This is a genomic window from Enterobacter cloacae complex sp. P38RS, from assembly GCF_014930775.1.
In the GTDB taxonomy this organism is placed as follows: domain Bacteria; phylum Pseudomonadota; class Gammaproteobacteria; order Enterobacterales; family Enterobacteriaceae; genus Enterobacter; species Enterobacter bugandensis.
On sequence record NZ_JADBRS010000001.1, the window covers coordinates 523,684 to 539,359 of the forward strand.

General features: G+C 55.0%; 18 protein-coding genes. 8 read left to right on the top strand and 10 right to left on the bottom strand.

The window, feature by feature from the left end; translation table 11 throughout:
- The first annotated feature begins 272 nt into the window (after window positions 1-272).
- Complete coding sequence (grxD, locus tag IM303_RS02580) at window positions 273-620, top strand: monothiol glutaredoxin 4 (protein ID WP_003832760.1); 348 nt, start codon at window positions 273-275, stop codon at window positions 618-620.
- A 44-nt stretch (window positions 621-664) separates the two neighbouring features.
- Here grxD and rnt read toward each other — a convergent pair whose 3' ends face one another.
- From rnt to eptA, 5 genes are all read right to left on the bottom strand, one after another.
- Window positions 665-1,315 (bottom strand): ribonuclease T, encoded by a 651-nt coding sequence (gene rnt / locus IM303_RS02585; RefSeq protein WP_028012894.1) that lies wholly within the window; start codon window positions 1,313-1,315, stop codon window positions 665-667.
- A 95-nt stretch (window positions 1,316-1,410) separates the two neighbouring features.
- Complete coding sequence (gene gloA / locus IM303_RS02590; RefSeq protein WP_013096923.1) at window positions 1,411-1,818, bottom strand: lactoylglutathione lyase; 408 nt, start codon at window positions 1,816-1,818, stop codon at window positions 1,411-1,413.
- Window positions 1,819-1,918: 100 nt separating this feature from the next.
- Window positions 1,919-3,016 carry an alkene reductase gene (locus IM303_RS02595; protein ID WP_193359554.1) on the bottom strand — a complete coding sequence of 366 codons (1,098 nt, stop codon included), beginning with the start codon at window positions 3,014-3,016 and terminating at the stop codon, window positions 1,919-1,921.
- 53 nt (window positions 3,017-3,069) lie between these two features.
- A complete protein-coding gene (locus tag IM303_RS02600) occupies window positions 3,070-3,669 on the bottom strand; it encodes a TetR/AcrR family transcriptional regulator (RefSeq protein WP_047368408.1) in 600 nt (199 codons plus the stop codon).
- Window positions 3,670-3,710: 41 nt separating this feature from the next.
- Window positions 3,711-5,336: a phosphoethanolamine transferase EptA gene (eptA, locus tag IM303_RS02605; RefSeq protein ID WP_193359555.1), complete on the bottom strand. Its 1,626-nt coding sequence runs from the start codon at window positions 5,334-5,336 to the stop codon at window positions 3,711-3,713.
- Window positions 5,337-5,485: 149 nt separating this feature from the next.
- On the opposite strand from eptA, the gene IM303_RS02610 reads away from it, so the two are divergent.
- The 3 genes from IM303_RS02610 (at window position 5,486) to sodC (ending at window position 7,269) form a co-directional block, all read left to right on the top strand.
- Window positions 5,486-5,725, top strand: coding sequence for a DUF1289 domain-containing protein (locus tag IM303_RS02610; RefSeq protein WP_028012898.1), 240 nt, complete (start codon window positions 5,486-5,488; stop codon window positions 5,723-5,725).
- Window positions 5,726-5,773: 48 nt separating this feature from the next.
- Entirely contained in the window at window positions 5,774-6,670 is an 897-nt protein-coding gene (locus tag IM303_RS02615) for an aldo/keto reductase family oxidoreductase (protein ID WP_049000855.1), read from the top strand.
- Window positions 6,671-6,750: 80 nt separating this feature from the next.
- Window positions 6,751-7,269: a superoxide dismutase [Cu-Zn] SodC gene (gene sodC / locus IM303_RS02620; RefSeq protein ID WP_028012900.1), complete on the top strand. Its 519-nt coding sequence runs from the start codon at window positions 6,751-6,753 to the stop codon at window positions 7,267-7,269.
- Here the strand turns inward: sodC and IM303_RS02625 are convergent.
- Genes IM303_RS02625 through IM303_RS02635 form a run of 3 tightly spaced genes read right to left on the bottom strand, consistent with a single transcriptional unit; the run spans window position 7,248 to window position 10,380 of the window.
- Window positions 7,248-9,281 (bottom strand): FUSC family protein, encoded by a 2,034-nt coding sequence (locus tag IM303_RS02625; protein WP_041910337.1) that lies wholly within the window; start codon window positions 9,279-9,281, stop codon window positions 7,248-7,250. The genes sodC and IM303_RS02625 overlap by 22 nt on opposite strands.
- Window positions 9,281-10,141, bottom strand: coding sequence for an HlyD family secretion protein (locus IM303_RS02630; RefSeq protein ID WP_049000858.1), 861 nt, complete (start codon window positions 10,139-10,141; stop codon window positions 9,281-9,283). The genes IM303_RS02625 and IM303_RS02630 overlap by 1 nt, the downstream gene beginning before the upstream one ends.
- A 2-nt stretch (window positions 10,142-10,143) precedes the next feature.
- Window positions 10,144-10,380, bottom strand: a complete 237-nt coding sequence (locus IM303_RS02635) for a DUF1656 domain-containing protein (protein ID WP_028012903.1) — start codon at window positions 10,378-10,380, stop codon at window positions 10,144-10,146.
- Between the two features lie 186 nt (window positions 10,381-10,566).
- Between IM303_RS02635 and slyA the strand changes: the two genes are divergently transcribed.
- The gene (gene slyA, locus IM303_RS02640) at window positions 10,567-11,007 is read left to right on the top strand and encodes a transcriptional regulator SlyA (protein ID WP_193359556.1); all 441 of its coding nucleotides are present in this window, start codon (window positions 10,567-10,569) and stop codon (window positions 11,005-11,007) included.
- Between the two features lie 37 nt (window positions 11,008-11,044).
- On the opposite strand, the gene IM303_RS02645 is transcribed toward slyA, so the two are convergent.
- Together IM303_RS02645 and slyB are read right to left on the bottom strand one after the other, a co-directional pair.
- Window positions 11,045-12,406, bottom strand: a complete 1,362-nt coding sequence (locus IM303_RS02645; RefSeq protein ID WP_049000860.1) for a GGDEF domain-containing protein — start codon at window positions 12,404-12,406, stop codon at window positions 11,045-11,047.
- A gap of 196 nt (window positions 12,407-12,602) precedes the next feature.
- Window positions 12,603-13,070 carry an outer membrane lipoprotein SlyB gene (slyB, locus tag IM303_RS02650; protein WP_028012906.1) on the bottom strand — a complete coding sequence of 156 codons (468 nt, stop codon included), beginning with the start codon at window positions 13,068-13,070 and terminating at the stop codon, window positions 12,603-12,605.
- 255 nt (window positions 13,071-13,325) lie between these two features.
- On the opposite strand from slyB, the gene anmK reads away from it, so the two are divergent.
- From anmK to pdxH, 3 genes are all read left to right on the top strand, one after another.
- Window positions 13,326-14,450, top strand: a complete 1,125-nt coding sequence (gene anmK / locus IM303_RS02655) for an anhydro-N-acetylmuramic acid kinase (protein WP_049000863.1) — start codon at window positions 13,326-13,328, stop codon at window positions 14,448-14,450.
- A gap of 93 nt (window positions 14,451-14,543) precedes the next feature.
- Complete coding sequence (gene mliC, locus IM303_RS02660; RefSeq protein ID WP_049000864.1) at window positions 14,544-14,867, top strand: C-type lysozyme inhibitor; 324 nt, start codon at window positions 14,544-14,546, stop codon at window positions 14,865-14,867.
- A 57-nt stretch (window positions 14,868-14,924) separates the two neighbouring features.
- The gene (gene pdxH / locus IM303_RS02665) at window positions 14,925-15,581 is read left to right on the top strand and encodes a pyridoxamine 5'-phosphate oxidase (RefSeq protein WP_049000865.1); all 657 of its coding nucleotides are present in this window, start codon (window positions 14,925-14,927) and stop codon (window positions 15,579-15,581) included.
- The last annotated feature ends 95 nt before the right edge of the window (window positions 15,582-15,676 follow it).

The following is a 15,676-nucleotide window of genomic DNA, read 5'->3' on the forward strand; positions in this document are numbered from 1 at the left end:
TCTAATCCATAAAAACCCGAGAAGTTAATAGCATTTTTCAATCTAAAAACGTGTTTCGTTAGCAAGTGCAAAAAAATTCATCGTTCTGACGCACAATTGTTCACTCCCTAAGCAAAACCCTGACGGGCGAAGGGGTAAACACCATTTGCAATGCAACTTTTGTGGAGTCGGGGTAAAATATATAAACGTGACGAAAATGTTATTTTCCGATGCCAGCCTGACCCGCTACAATGTCAGACTACTGCCGTAACAGAAGTTAAAGGAAGCAAGACATGAGCACCACTATTGAAAAAATCCAGCGCCAGATCGCTGAAAACCCGATTCTGCTGTATATGAAAGGTTCTCCGAAGCTGCCAAGCTGCGGCTTCTCCGCGCAAGCGGTTCAGGCGCTGTCAGCCTGTGGTGAGCGTTTTGCTTACGTTGATATCCTGCAGAACCCGGACATCCGCGCTGAGCTGCCAAAATACGCTAACTGGCCGACCTTCCCGCAGCTGTGGGTAGACGGCGAACTGGTGGGCGGCTGCGATATCCTGATTGAGATGTATCAGCGCGGCGAACTGCAGCAGCTGATCAAAGAGACGGCGGCGAAGTACAAAACGGAAGAGCCGGACGCAGAGTAATTTTCTGCGTTAATAAAAAAGCGACCTGAAGAGGTCGCTTTTTTTTATTCTTCACTGTCGCCCATCGGCAGCGGCCAGCCGCCCAGACGCTTCCAGCGGTTGACGATCTCACAGAACAGCTCTGCGGTGCGCTCTGTATCGTATAAGGCGGAGTGCGCCTGGGTACCGTCAAACGGTATACCCGCCGTAATGCAGGCTTTGGATAAAACCGTTTGTCCCAGCGCCAGGCCGCTTAGCGCAGCGGTGTCGAAGGTCACGAACGGGTGGAAAGGGTTGCGTTTGAGCGACGCGCGTTCGGCTGCGGCCATGGTAAAGCTGTGATCGAAGGTGGCGTTATGGGCTACCATGATGGCGCGGCTGCAGTTGCTCTCTTTCATGCCTTTACGCACCATTTTAAATATGGCGTGCAGCGCATCATATTCACTGACTGCACCACGCAGCGGGTTATGCGGATCGATACCGTTAAACGCCAGCGCCTCCGGCTGTAAGTTTGCCCCTTCGAAAGGTTCAATGTGGAAATGCAGCGTGGTGTCCGGTGTAAGCCAGCCCTGTTCATCCATCTTCAGCGTGATGGCGGCAATTTCGAGCAGCGCATCGGTTTTAGCGTTAAATCCGGCTGTTTCTACATCAATGACAACGGGATAAAAACCACGAAAACGGTCGCACAGACCGCTAAATTGAGCGTTATCGGACATCAGGGTCTCTTACAAGGGGAAAAAGCAGTGCGCATTATGGCAAATTTTGCAGGGTGATGCAGTAAAACTACGGGCGCATGTTGCGCCCTGAGGGATCAGTTGCCCAGACCGCGACCCGCGTCTTTGGCTTCAATCAGCTCGATCTTGTAACCGTCCGGATCTTCTACAAAGGCAATAACGGTGGTGCCGCCTTTTACCGGGCCGGCTTCGCGCGTGACGTTACCGCCGTTGCTGCGAATGCGTTCACACGCCTCGGCCGCGTTATCCACTTCCAGCGCGATATGGCCGTAGGCGGTGCCCAGCTCATAGCTGTCCACGCCCCAGTTGTAGGTCAGTTCAATGACAGCTTCATCCGTTTCCGGGCCGTAACCCACGAACGCCAGCGAGTATTTGTATTCCGGGTTTTCGCTGGTGCGCAGCAGCTTCATGCCCAGGACGTTAGTGTAGAAATCGATAGAACGTTGCAGATCGCCAACGCGCAGCATGGTGTGAAGTAGGCGCATAATTTCCTCATTAACCAATGGAATAGACTATTTTTTTGAACAGAAACGATGTTTTAGTATAGCGGCGAAGTGTCGCCGCTATCAATGAACAATGGCGAGATTACAGTGAAGGGTAGTCGGTGTAGCCTTCCGCGCCGCCGCCGTAGAAGCTCTCAGGACGCTGCGGGTTCAGGGCCGCTTTCTGCTGCAGTCGAGCAACCAGATCCGGGTTGGCAATATAGTCGCGGCCAAACGCCACGGTGTCGATCAGCCCTTTATTAATCAGATCTTCGGCTTTCTCAGGGGTATAAGCACCCGCACCGATGATCACCCCGTGGAAGCGCTCGCGCACTTTCTGACGGAAGGCTTCCGTATAAGGCTTACCGCCGGCCCAGTCCGGCTCGGACATGTGCAGATAGGCAATGCCGCGCTTCGCCAGCTCTTCAATCAGATACAGCGCGTCCGCTTCTTCATTCGGACCGTTGTCGACGTTCTGGAACGTACCGATTGGGGAGACGCGGATACCGATACGGTCCGGGCTCCACTCCTGACAAACGGCGTCAACCACTTCCAGCACCAGGCGGGCGCGGTTTTCGACGCTGCCGCCGTACTGGTCGGTGCGATGGTTAGACGACGGTGACAGGAACTGGTGCAGCAGGTAACCGTGAGCGGAGTGCAGCTCAACCAGGTCAAAACCGGCTTCGCGGGCGTTGGCCACGGCCTGACGGAAATCGTTCACGATACCCGGGATCTCATCCAGCTCCAGCGCGCGTGGCGTAGAGGTGTCGACGCGGATCGCGTTGCCGTTTTCATCGCGCAGGGAGGTGCGGGTGTTCGCGTTCAGGGCAGACGCTGAAACCGGCGCCTGACCGCCAGGCTGAATGCTGCTGTGGGAGATACGACCGGTATGCCACAGCTGGACTGCAATGCGACCGTCTTCAGCGTGAACGCCCGCGGTGATTTTCTGCCATGCGGCGATCTGCTCCGGGCTGTGCAGCCCCGGCGCACCCGCATATCCCTTGGCCTGAGCAGAAATCTGCGTGGCTTCAGTGATGATCAGGCCAGAGCTGGCGCGCTGACGATAGTATTCACCCATCAGTGGGGTTGGGATATCACCCGGCTCAATGCTGCGCAGACGGGTAAGCGGAGCCATAAACACGCGGTTTGGCGCGGTGACGGCACCCACTTTTAAGGGGGTAAATAATTTTTCAGCTGACATAACGACTCCTGAGTAGACCAGTCGACTAGTAATAACGTAAATAAAAACGCCTGCTAAGCGCCAGGCGCAGTAATCGTACTTATCACATGTGCCAGCGCGCTTTCGAGCGGCACGGCACTGCGAGAAATTTTAGCCTGCAGGTTGGCGCCTAACCAGAGGGAGTAGAGCACCTGAGCCTGCGTTAAGGGATCCCCGGGGAAGGCGAGCGTATTTTCTTCGCGCCCCTTCGCCAGCGCCTGCGCCAGCAGGGCGATAACGCCGCTGGCGCCTTTATCCATTGCAGTGCGCATATCTTCTGAGAGATCGCACACTTCGGCAGAGAGTTTAACCGTCAGGCATCCGCTGATAATGCCCTGCTGACAGAACTGGTTCAGCGTTTCCTGGTAGTAGTTCAGAACACGATCCCGATAGTTACCTTCCCCCGTGGCGAAGTGGGTCGCGAGGCGCTGGTGGTAAGCAGCATAGTGCCGCTCCAGCATCGCCACGCCAAAGGCCTCTTTGGACCGAAAGTAGTGATAAAACGACCCTTTCGGTACCTCAGCGGTTTTTAATAGCTCGCTCAACCCCATACCGGTGAAGCCGCGGTGCATGCACAGCCGCTCGCCGGTCGCCAGGAGATGTTCGCGCGTGTCGTGTTCAGTATTTCTGCTCATGGATTCACTCTAATAGACCGTTCGGTCTAATGCAAGCGCTGTTACCGGCGACACGCATTCAGAATGTCCAGCTGTTGCTGATAAACGCTTGATTTAACGTCCATCATGCCCAGCACCGTCGAGAATAAATTGTCCTGCGAAACCGCATTTTTTGCTGCGTGGTCGCGTAAACACTGCGCGTTGATGCCAAAGTTTTTCGCATAGTCCGGGGACAGCCAGAACATAAACGGAATGTGCGTCTGCTGCTCCGGCGCCAGCATGTACGGCGTGCCGTGCAGATAAATACCGCTTTCACCGAGCGATTCCCCGTGATCCGAGAGGTAAATCAGCGCGGTGTTCATGTTCGCCTGACGGGCTTTCAGCGCATCAATGGTTTTGCTGACCATGCTGTCGGTATACAGGATGGTATTGTCATAGGTGTTCATCAGCGCCTGATGGTCGCAATCCTGAATTTCGTTGGTGTCGCAGGTGGGGGTGAATTTACGGAAATTATCCGGGTAACGTCGATAGTACGCCGGGCCGTGGCTGCCCATCAGGTGGATAACCAGCACCGTGTCCTGCTTCAGACCGTCCAGCACGTTGTCCAGGCGGTAGAAATTCACGTCATCAATACAGGACTGGTCTTTGCAGAACTGATCCAGCTTCCACTGCGTCATGTCGGTATGGGGAATACGATCGCAGGCACCTTTACAGCCACCGTCGTTGTCGCGCCAAAGGAGGTTGATACCCGCATGGTTGAGTACGTCGAGCAGCCCTTCCTGATGGTGCGCCAGGTCGGCATCGTATTTGCTGCGCGTCATACCGGAGAACATGCACGGAACGGATACGGCGGTTTCAGTGCCGCACGAGGAGGCCTGCGGGAAGTTAATCACATCCTGCTTTTTCAGCTCGGGGTTGGTTTCACGCCCGTAGCCATTGAGGGAGTAGTTCGCCGCGCGCGACGCTTCGCCGATGACCAGCACCAGAACGGTTTTCTTCTGCTGACCCGTAATCAGCGCGCCTTTGTGCGCATCTTCGCCAATCCGCACCAGCGTTTGATCGCCGGCAAACCAGCGCATCTTGCTGTATTTCACCACGGCGCTGACGTAGTTCGCCGGAGTGACCATTTTGACGATGCTTTTGTTATTGCGGAACAGCGACGCGTAATCTTTATAAAACACTGCGGCGATAAGAATAATCACCAGCAGGGCACCGAGCATCGCGGCAACACGCGTCAGCAGGGCGTACCACCATTTGCCGGTACGAATGCGGGTCAGCGCCAGCATCAGGGATGGAACAAGACCGGCTATGACAATCCACAGAATCATCTGCGGGGTCACCAGCGCGGTGGCTTCCTGGGAGTTAGTTTCGAACACGTTCACAATCATGTTCTGATCGATGACCGCGCCGTAGGTAAACATAAAGTAAGTTGCCGCAGCGCACCCGACAGTTAAGACGATCATCAGCGGCTTACGGATATACGGGATATTGAGCAGGCTAAATACAATGACCCAGCCACAAAACAGCACCACCGGCACGGATGCGGCGAAGAGAATATCGTGCAGATGCGCAGGGGCAATAATGGCCCAGCTGCGCTGGATAAACAGCCCGTTAAGCAGAGTAAAAAAGAGTGCACAGCCCAGAGTAAATTTTATGTCGTTACATTGTAACTTTTTACTTAACCACATCGATCGTAAAACCTGTCATTGTCATGATGTGGCGAGTATAAAGAGGGAAGATTAGTGAAACCTTAATGCCACAAAACTGTGGTAAAGCCCTTGCACGCGGCGCTTTTAGCGTCTTCACTGTAGGTGAGAGAGGTTAACCGGAGGTGAGTGTGGCAGAGCAACTGGAGTTTTTCCCCATCCAGAGCCCGTGCCGGGGGATTTGTCAGTCCGATGAACGCGGTTATTGCCGCGGGTGCATGCGTACCCGTGACGAGCGTTTCAACTGGCAAAACTTCAGCGACACGCAAAAGCAGGATGTGCTGCGCCTCTGCAGACAGCGACTTCTGCGCAAAATCCGCGCAAACAAAGCCTCTGAGACCGAAGAACCCCAGCAACCTTCACTGTTTTAATGCGGTAATTGCGTATACTCATGACATCACGTCCTTGAGGAAAATGTTATGGTTCAGCGTATTACCCTTGCCCCCCAGGGGCCAGAATTCTCCCGTTTTGTGATGGGCTACTGGCGCCTGATGGACTGGAATATGTCCCCCCTCCAGTTGGCAAGCTTTATTGAAGAGCATATCGATTTAGGGGTAACAACCGTCGATCATGCGGATATTTACGGTGGCTATCAGTGTGAAGCCGCCTTTGGCGAGGCGCTCAAGCTGGTTCCGGCACTCCGGGAGCGCATGGAGATCGTTACCAAATGCGGTATTGCCACCACGGCCAAACCGGAGCATGCCCTCGGCCACTACATCACCGACAGCGCCCATATCATCAAGAGCGCCGAGCAGTCGCTGGTCAATCTGGCAACCGATCGTATCGACCTGCTGCTGATTCACCGTCCGGACCCGCTCATGGATGCCGACGAGGTGGCGGAAGCCTTCCTGAGCCTGCATCAGAGCGGGAAGGTGCGTCACTTCGGCGTCTCCAACTTTACCCCGGCCCAGTTTGCCCTGCTTCAGTCTCGTCTGCCGTTTACGCTCGCCACTAACCAGGTTGAGATCTCCCCGGTTCATCAGCCGCTGCTGCTGGATGGTACGCTCGACCAGCTGCAGCAGCTGCGCATTCACCCGATGGCCTGGTCGTGCCTCGGCGGTGGACGCCTGTTTAATGATGATGCGTTCCTGCCGCTGCGCAATGAGCTGGAAACCATCGCCCGCGAGCTGAACGCCCAGAGCATAGAGCAGGTGGTTTACGCCTGGATCCTGCGTCTGCCGTCAAAACCGCTGCCGATTATTGGCTCCGGGAAAATTGAACGCGTCCGTTCCGCGCTGGCCGCCGAAGAGCTGCAGATGACCCGCCAGCAGTGGTTCCGCATCCGCAAGGCCGCGCTGGGTTACGACGTGCCTTAAACCGCAAGAAGGTGACTTTCCGGTGAAATCTGTGCCCCTGGTATACACTTAAGGGGCAAAAAATAACCAGCGGAGGTCATATGAAGCGTTTTACTCTGGCATTGGTCACGCTGGTTGTTTGCGCAGGGGCGCAGGCAGCCAGCGACGAAGTAGAAATGAATCTCGTCACCTCACAGGGTGTGGGTCAGTCCATCGGGACGGTGAAAATCACCGAGACCGATAAAGGGCTGGAATTCGCACCCGATCTTAAAGCACTCCCGCCGGGCGAACACGGCTTCCATGTTCATGCCAAAGGGAGCTGTCAGCCAGCCATGAAAGAGGGTAAACCGTCGGCAGCGGAAGCAGCAGGGGGCCACCTCGACCCGCAGAATTCAGGTAAACATGAAGGGCCTGAAGGTATGGGACACCTGGGCGACTTGCCGGTGCTGGTGGTAAACAATGACGGTAAAGCCACGGATCCGGTCGTGGCCCCGCGGCTGAAAAAGCTGGATGAGGTCAAAGGCAAAGCGCTGATGATCCATGTGGGCGGCGATAACATGTCCGATCAGCCTAAACCGCTTGGCGGCGGCGGGGCGCGCTATGCCTGCGGCGTAATCTGATCCCCAATCGTTCCTGGCGGGGGCGCCTGTTCCAGCTGCGACAGCGAGCAGTGCAGGCGCCAGATTATCGAGGCCAAATCGCGGGCTGCGGGAAGATGATGCCGGGCAAGGGTGTCGCAGATCCGCTGCAGTTCAGCCAGCGTGGCCTCCAGAGGCCGCTGCTGAACGCCGCGCTCGCTCATCACATCGCGTAGCAGAGAGATACACACATCACGTACCTGCGACAGCGGATCGGAGCGAGTTTCCCATGCGCGAAGCTGCCAGACCACGTGCGAGCAGTTCAACAGCACCACCCCCCAGCGCAGCAGCCAGCGTCGGGACAGCGCGTCCTGGCTGTTATTTAACTGGCTAACGTGGTGATAAACCAGCGATTCATACTCGCTTTCTTGCAGATGCGGCTTGCGGCTGAGCTGGTCGACAAACCCTCTGCGCAATTCACGGATATGTCGACGGCTTTTGCGTGCGTCAGAGCCGGGACGCAACACCGCGAAGGCCAGCCACGCCAGCCCGACGCCAAGGATCTTTGCCAGGTTGTCATTCAGAAAAGCGGCGTAATCATACACAGGCGGATTCGTCACGGAGATAAACGAGCCCATAAAGACAATCAGCTGCCCCCACAGACCCGCCAGTTTCGGCATTTGCAGCTTAAGGAGCTGCATCGTAGTTAACAGCGGAAACAGGAATAGCAGAAACTGCCAGAGATCGCTTATCTGCACCATCAGGCCAAACTTCACCACAAAACTGAACAGTGATAGCAAAACAAGCGTTCGCAGCAGCAGCGTAAGCGAGTTAAACGGCGAGGCCGCGACGGAGTAAAGCACGCAGCTGATAGCGGCAAGCGTTAACGCCGCAGAACCTGACTCCCACTGCGTGGTAATGCTCCACGCCCCCACCAGCATCAGTGCGCTGAAGGTGCGAAAACCGCTCCACAGCGCTTCCAGATAATCGGTGTGACGTGCGAGAGCCGGGCTGCCGGGAACGGCGAACTCCGTGACCGGGGTAGCATTCTCAACCGCCTTAATCCAGCGGCTGCTGCGCAGGTATAGCCGACAAAAGTAATTCAGCCGCTGCCAGAAGGCGCGATGGCGATAATCAAACTCATCCACCGGGGCGAGCGGGGCGATAATCTTCGCGACGGTATAGATGTCCGCATCCGGTCGCGCGAGCGCCGCGAGCAGGGTTTCGATTACCGCGCGAGTGTTTTCTGGCGGTGTCGGCCAGTTGAGCAGCATTCGGCGCAGGCTGGAGATAGCGCTGGTCATGCGCAGCTGCTGGTGCAGCAAATAGTTAAGCAGCGTGTTCTGACGGCGAAAACGGTAATGGCTCCAGAACGCCTGAATTCGCAACAGATTCATGGTCAGGATCTGCCCGATAACCTTTTCATGCGCGAGGCGGATGTCATCGCTTGTATCCGGTTGCCACAGCAGGCTCGCATGTTCCAGCAGCCGGGTATGCATGGTTTTCAGCGCAGTGATAAGCGCAGTGCCGTCAGAGGTGCTGGGCAGGATCATCATCATAAATCCGCCGCAGAGGATCCCGACAATGACTTCGCAGACGCGCGCCTGTGCGATATCCCATAGCTCGGTGGTGTCGAGCACGTTGACGACCGGGAAGGCGATAATGGCGGCGGTATAGCCCGCCAGCTGGAAAGCATAGGCCACGTTATTGGTGAAATGGGCGCAGGCCCAGGTACAGCAACCCAGCCATGCCGCCATGCTCAGCAGGAACAGCCACGGATCGTTCAGCGTATGGCCCGCAATAATTAACGCCGCGGTGGCGCCCAGCAGGCTACCTGCGATACGGCCAAGGCTTTTGCTGATCACCCCGCCAACGGTGGGGAAGCTTACCACCGCCGCGGAGGTCATCGCCCAGTAGGGTTCATCCAGGTTCAGATAATAGGCGACAGTCAGCGCCAGGCACATGGCAATGCCGTTACGCAGCGCGTAGCGCCACTGGGGGCGCGTCGCTTTCATCCACGGCGTGTTTTGCCAGGAGAGCGCCTGCAGCTTCATTAACGGGTTCCGATAGAGACAGTGCAGGTGGTGCCGGAAACCAGCGTGATGTCCTCGGGTAAACGGTCAAACTCCACGCGCACAGGCACGCGTTGAGCCAGGCGCACCCACGGTACGTTCGGCTTGATGTCCGGCACCAGCCCGGAATCCGTTTCAACGCTTTGATCGTAAATGGCGCGGCCAATGCTGGAAACGTGACCCTGTAACTTTTGCGGGCCACTATACAGCGTTATGGCGGCGGGTGCGCCTTCATGGATATGACGAAGCTTGGTCTCTTCGAAATAGCCCACGACGTAGAACGAGTGGCTGTCGACGAGCGCAAAAACCGGCTGACCGGCGGTGGCATAATTTCCCACCCGGGCGGAGAGGTTGGTCACCCATCCGTCGACGGGGGCGGTGACCACGGTTTGGGTTAACTCCCACTGCGCCTGCTTCAGCGTGGCCTCAGCCACGTTGACGCTTGCCTGCATGGCCTTGACGTTAATATTGGCGGTATCTAAATCTTCCGCGGAGATATAGTTTTTCGACAGGTGACGGCGGCGATTGGCCTCATTATTGGCCTTTGCAAGGTCAGACTGGGCTTTTGCCAGCTGCGCCTGGGCGTTCAGAATCGCAATGTGATACGGGGTGTCGTCGATGCGGAATAACACCTCTCCCTTTTTAACGTACTGGTTATCCTTAACCAGCAGCGTTGTGATACTTCCCGAGACCTGGGGGGTGATGCTGACCTGCTCAGCGCGAACTTTGCCATCACGGGTCCAGGGGGACTGCATATAATAATTCCACAACCACCATCCAGCAGCCAGGGCGAGGACAAGAACGAACAGGGTGGAAAAGTACTTCAGCGTTTTCAGAGGCATATTCACCACACGATCAGAACAGCAAGGCCCAGGCATACGGAGAGGGCAAACAGGGAGAGATCCATCAGCATGGGGTGCCAGATTTCGCCGGAGTACATCCAGTCGCGAAGCAGGCGATGCGCGATGAGCCAGAGAACAAAGCCCACCAGCACGGCTTTAAACAGGGGAGGAAAGTAGACTGACGCACCGAAGATCAGGTCCTGAAGGGGTAAACCTTCTGAGCGATGAAAAAAGATCACAGGCAGAAATCCTTTGCAGTGAACAGAATGCCGCGTTGGCTTGTCTGAGTATGAAGAAGCATCATAATTCAGTGTAAGTCATACTTTTGAGTCCGATGAATGCAGTATTGCATTTGTTTTGCCAATACAAATGCTGCACACTATTCTAAAATCAGTATAATAACTTAGCAAGCTAATTATAAGGAGATGAAATTGGAATCGCCATTAGGTTCTGATCTGGCAAGGTTGGTACGCGTCTGGCGTGCTCTGATTGACCATCGCCTGAAACCTCTGGAACTGACGCAGACGCATTGGGTCACGTTGCACAACATTCATCAGCTGCCGCCCGACCAGTCGCAAATTCAACTGGCTAAAGCGATAGGCATTGAGCAACCGTCGCTGGTGCGCACGCTTGACCAACTGGAAGAGAAGGGACTGATCTCCCGGCAAACCTGCGCCAGCGATCGTCGCGCCAAGCGCATTAAGCTGACGGAGAAAGCGGCGCCTATCATCACTGAAATGGAAGCGGTGATCGCCAAAACGCGCGGTGAAATCCTTTCAGGGGTTTCACCGACGGAGCTGGAAATGCTCATCAGCCTCATTGCGCGCCTTGAGCAAAACATTCACGAGCTACAGTCTCGCGACTGACCAGACAACACGGCCTTGCATCTGCAAGGCCTTGTTTTTACTTAAAGACAACGACGCGGTTACGGCCCGTCTCTTTCGCTTCATACATCGCCTTATCGGCACTTTCCACGCACGCTTCTGCGCTTACCGACGAAGAGGTTGCCGTAAACACCCCCATGCTGATGGTAATCGGCTCTGGTAACTGACCCTCGCTGCTAATTTTATCAAAACCGCTTAGCTTCAACCGAATGCGCTCCGCCACCTGATATGCGTCTTCTGCGGAGGTGTTTGCCAGCATCAGGACAAACTCTTCGCCGCCGATTCGCGCTGCGATATCCTGCGGACGTACGGAGTCCATCAGCAGATTGGCGACAAACTGCAGGACTTTATCTCCCTGCAGGTGACCGTAGTTGTCGTTGATACGCTTGAAACGATCGAGATCGCTGACGATAACCGAAACCGGGCGGCTGGGTTTGGCGATGCCCAGCGCCTGGTTTAACGATTCATAAAAGTAGCTGCGGTTATAAAGGCGCGTGAGCGGATCGCGAATCGAATTTTGATACGACTGCTGATACTTCAAATGGGAGTCACGATACAACCTGAAGACATCATAGAGCAGCACAAAAATAATAATCAGCGTCGCGACGGTTTCAAATAATCGAGCACGATACCAGGATATATCTTCTGCATGTCCGCCTACCAACAGCATAGCGAGCGTGACGACATAGCAGACACACAGAAAATTACCGCCTACCCAGAACAGATTACGCACGCGCGTAATAAACATCAGCGTGGCTAGTGTCACGACCCAGAAAACGATTAATGAAATATTAATGCTGTGGCTCCAGAGAACCATAAACTGCCGCGTTTCATTATCAACCAGATCGAGGGATAAAAACGGGGAATGGCTGGAATACATCCAGGCCAGAATCACCATACATGCGGTAAAAAGAAATGAACCGCTAACGATGATGATATGCGCCAGCCGTGAAAGGGGCAGATTGCGCGTGGGATAAAGTAATGCCGAAACGATCATCAGCACCGCCATTAAGAGGTGGCGGAACATATAGTAGATCATCGCATCGTTGTAGTTCACAACGTTGAATTGATAGAGATCCAGCCACGCCGGAAAGCTGGTCAATGTTCCGACCATCAGCAAGGCCGAACCGGCAAAGGCAAATGAGATGGCAATCAGATAGAGCCGCCGCTTATCACACCAGTATTTCATCGCCATAAAACAGGCAATAAACAGGTGAAACACGAGTAAAAAAATGGTGAGTGTGGGGAACAAAAGAGGCGAAAAGGACGGAACCCAGTCAACCAGTTTTGAAAATAAAGCCTGTAATATTCCGATGACGACAAAGCAACCGAAACAGAACGAGATATAACGACCTTTTACAGAACGACTATTCGCAAGCATATAAAGTTTTACAAATTAAAATAATTATGAAGAGATGATTGCGAAGAGTTTAATCAATTAGCACGCTAAATACTTTGCGCAGAAACAATATATGGCGCGTTTAATAATGTGTGTGGTGAATATATTTTGTAAATATATTTGTGGGGGTGATATATATTGTTAATGGATGTGGCCTGAAGACCACATCCATTTTTAATTAACGCGGAGAAACGGTAACCTGGCTGCCGTTGCTCGCCAGCACGACGCGTTGACCCGCAGAGAAGCGGGTGTTGCCCTGCTTCTGAACAACCATAATGGTGCTGCCGTCGTCTTTACGAATTTCCAGCTCTACACCCTGGGTTTTGTTCATCGCGCCCTGAACGCCCTGACCCGCGACACCACCCGCTACAGCGCCCGCTGCGGTTGCCAGAGAACGGCCCGTGCCGCCGCCAACGGTATTACCCAGGAAACCACCCAGTACAGCACCGCCGATTGCGCCCATCACGTTGTTTTCATCACCACCCTGAATTTGTACAGGACGGGCGTTAACAACGGTACCGTAAGTCACGCTCTGAACCTGTTTTGCTTCAGAAGCGCTGTAAACGTCGCCAGACAGCGAGCTGTCGTTCACACAGCCAGCCAGGGTTAAACCAATCAGCGAAACGCCCAGTACACGTACAATCATTTGAATCTCCTGTTCACCAAAAACGCCCATCTGGAGGCATCCGTTATGGCTAAATTATATGGCATAAAGAGCCATAGTTCATATCTTTGCACTAACAATAAGAAAATTGTACTTGAATTTGACTTAACGAGACATAAACAGGAGCCACTCGCCATACCGGCAAGACATTGTTAAAAAATATTATCGTCGGATGGCAAAGGAGCGCTGTTTATGGTTGAGTGGATATCCTTAGCCCACGCAACGTAAGGAAAGCGCATGAAATCGGGTCGCTACATTGGTGTGATGTCGGGCACCAGTCTGGATGGGGTAGATGTCGTTCTGGCCGCCATTGACGAACATATGGTGGCACAGCAGGCGAGCCTGACCTGGCCAATCCCCCTTTCGCTAAAAGAGGACATTCTGAGCATCTGTCAGGGGCAGCAGTTAACCCTCTCCCAGCTTGGTCAACTTGATGTTCGGCTGGGGGCGCTGTTTGCGGATGCGGTGCAGGCGTTAATGCAAAAAGAACATCTTCGTCCCCAGGATGTGGTCGCCATCGGGTGTCACGGACAAACCGTCTGGCATGAGCCGACTGGCGACGCGCCGAATACGTTGCAAATCGGCGATAACAACCAGATTGTGGCGAAGACGGGCGTAACGGTCGTCGGGGATTTTCGTCGCCGCGATATTGCGCTTGGCGGCCAGGGCGCGCCGCTGGTGCCTGCCTTCCATCAGGCGTTGCTGGCGCACCCAACAGAACGCCGCATGGTGCTCAACATAGGCGGGATTGCTAACCTCTCGATGCTTATTCCGGGGCAGCCCGTTCGCGGCTACGATACCGGCCCGGGGAATATGTTAATGGATGCCTGGATCTGGCGGCAGTGCGGTCAACCGTACGATAAAAACGCCGAGTGGGCGAGCGAGGGTAAAGTGGTTCTCCCGCTGCTGCAGTCCATGCTCAGCGACCCTTATTTTGCCTTACCGGCGCCGAAAAGCACGGGACGAGAATACTTCAACTTTGGCTGGCTCGAGCGCCAGCTTGCGCTGTTCCCGGCACTCGCCCCGCAGGATGTCCAGGCGACGCTTGCCGAATTAACGGCCGTGTCGATCTCTGAGCAAGTGCTGCTCAGCGGCGGCTGCGAACGCCTGCTGGTGTGCGGCGGGGGAAGCCGAAACCCGCTGGTGATGGCGCGTCTTGCCGGGCTGCTGCCGGGCACCGAGGTGACCACGACGGACGAGGCCGGCATCAGCGGGGATGATATGGAAGCGCTGGCTTTCGCCTGGCTTGCCTGGCGCACCATCGCCGGGCTGCCAGGGAATTTGCCGTCGGTAACCGGCGCGCGCGAGGCCAGCGTCCTCGGGGCGATTTTCCCTGCAAATCCTCGTCATAATCAGAGTTAACTGAAATTCAGCGCGGCGGCTCGTCGTTAGAATGGAATAAAACAGGGGGGCAGCCATGCCCTCCAGGACCAGGAAAGTCTTCGGAATACGCCCATGAAAAAACTTCTTCTTATTGCCGCGCCTTTATTGCTGTCAGGATGCACCGTCTATAACCAGTTCCTTGAGCGCATGCAGACCGATACGCTGGAGTATCGCTGCGATGAAAAACCGCTGACCGTGAAGCTGAATAACCCGCGTCAGGAAGCCAGCTTCGTTTACGATAACAAGCTGCTAACCCTTAAACAGGGTATCTCGGCCTCCGGGGCGCGTTATTCGGACGGCATCTATGTCTTCTGGTCGAAAGGCGACAGCGCCACGGTCTACAAACGCGACCGCATTGTGCTGAACAACTGCCAGCTTGAAAATCCGAAGCGTTGAGATTTTTACAGGGGCGGCGCACAATAGCGCCACCCAATCTCAAGATCAGCTAACGCCATGTCAGATAACGACGAACTGCAGCAAATTGCGCATCTGCGCCGTGAATACACCAAAGGCGGCCTGCGTCGCCAGGATCTTCCCGCTGAACCCCTCGTGCTTTTTGAGCGCTGGCTGAAACAGGCCTGCGACGCGAAGCTGGCCGACCCAACGGCCATGGTCGTCGCGACGGTAGATGAACACGGTCAACCGTATCAGCGCATCGTCTTGCTTAAGCATTACGACGAGAAAGGGCTGGTGTTCTATACCAATCTGGGTAGCCGCAAGGCGCACCACTTAGAAAACAACCCGCGCATCAGCCTGCTGTTCCCGTGGCATATGCTTGAACGTCAGGTGATGGTCACCGGTAAAGCGGAACGTCTCTCGACCCTTGAGGTGGTGAAGTATTTCCACAGCCGCCCGCGCGACAGCCAGATTGGCGCCTGGGTATCAAAACAGTCCAGCCGGATCTCTGCCCGCGGCGTGCTGGAAAGTAAATTCCTGGAGCTGAAACAGAAGTTCCAGCAGGGGGAAATTCCGCTGCCGAGCTTCTGGGGCGGCTTCCGCATTCCGATTGAGCAGATGGAATTCTGGCAGGGCGGTGAGCATCGCCTGCATGACCGCTTTTTATACCAGCGCGAGAATGGCGGCTGGAAAATCGACAGACTGGCCCCGTAATCCCCGAAATTTGTTGATTTAAGCGCTAGCGTACACCGCGCTTGCGCTTTATTCTATGGTCCTTTCGCATCAGGCGAAAAGTCGTGTACCGGCAA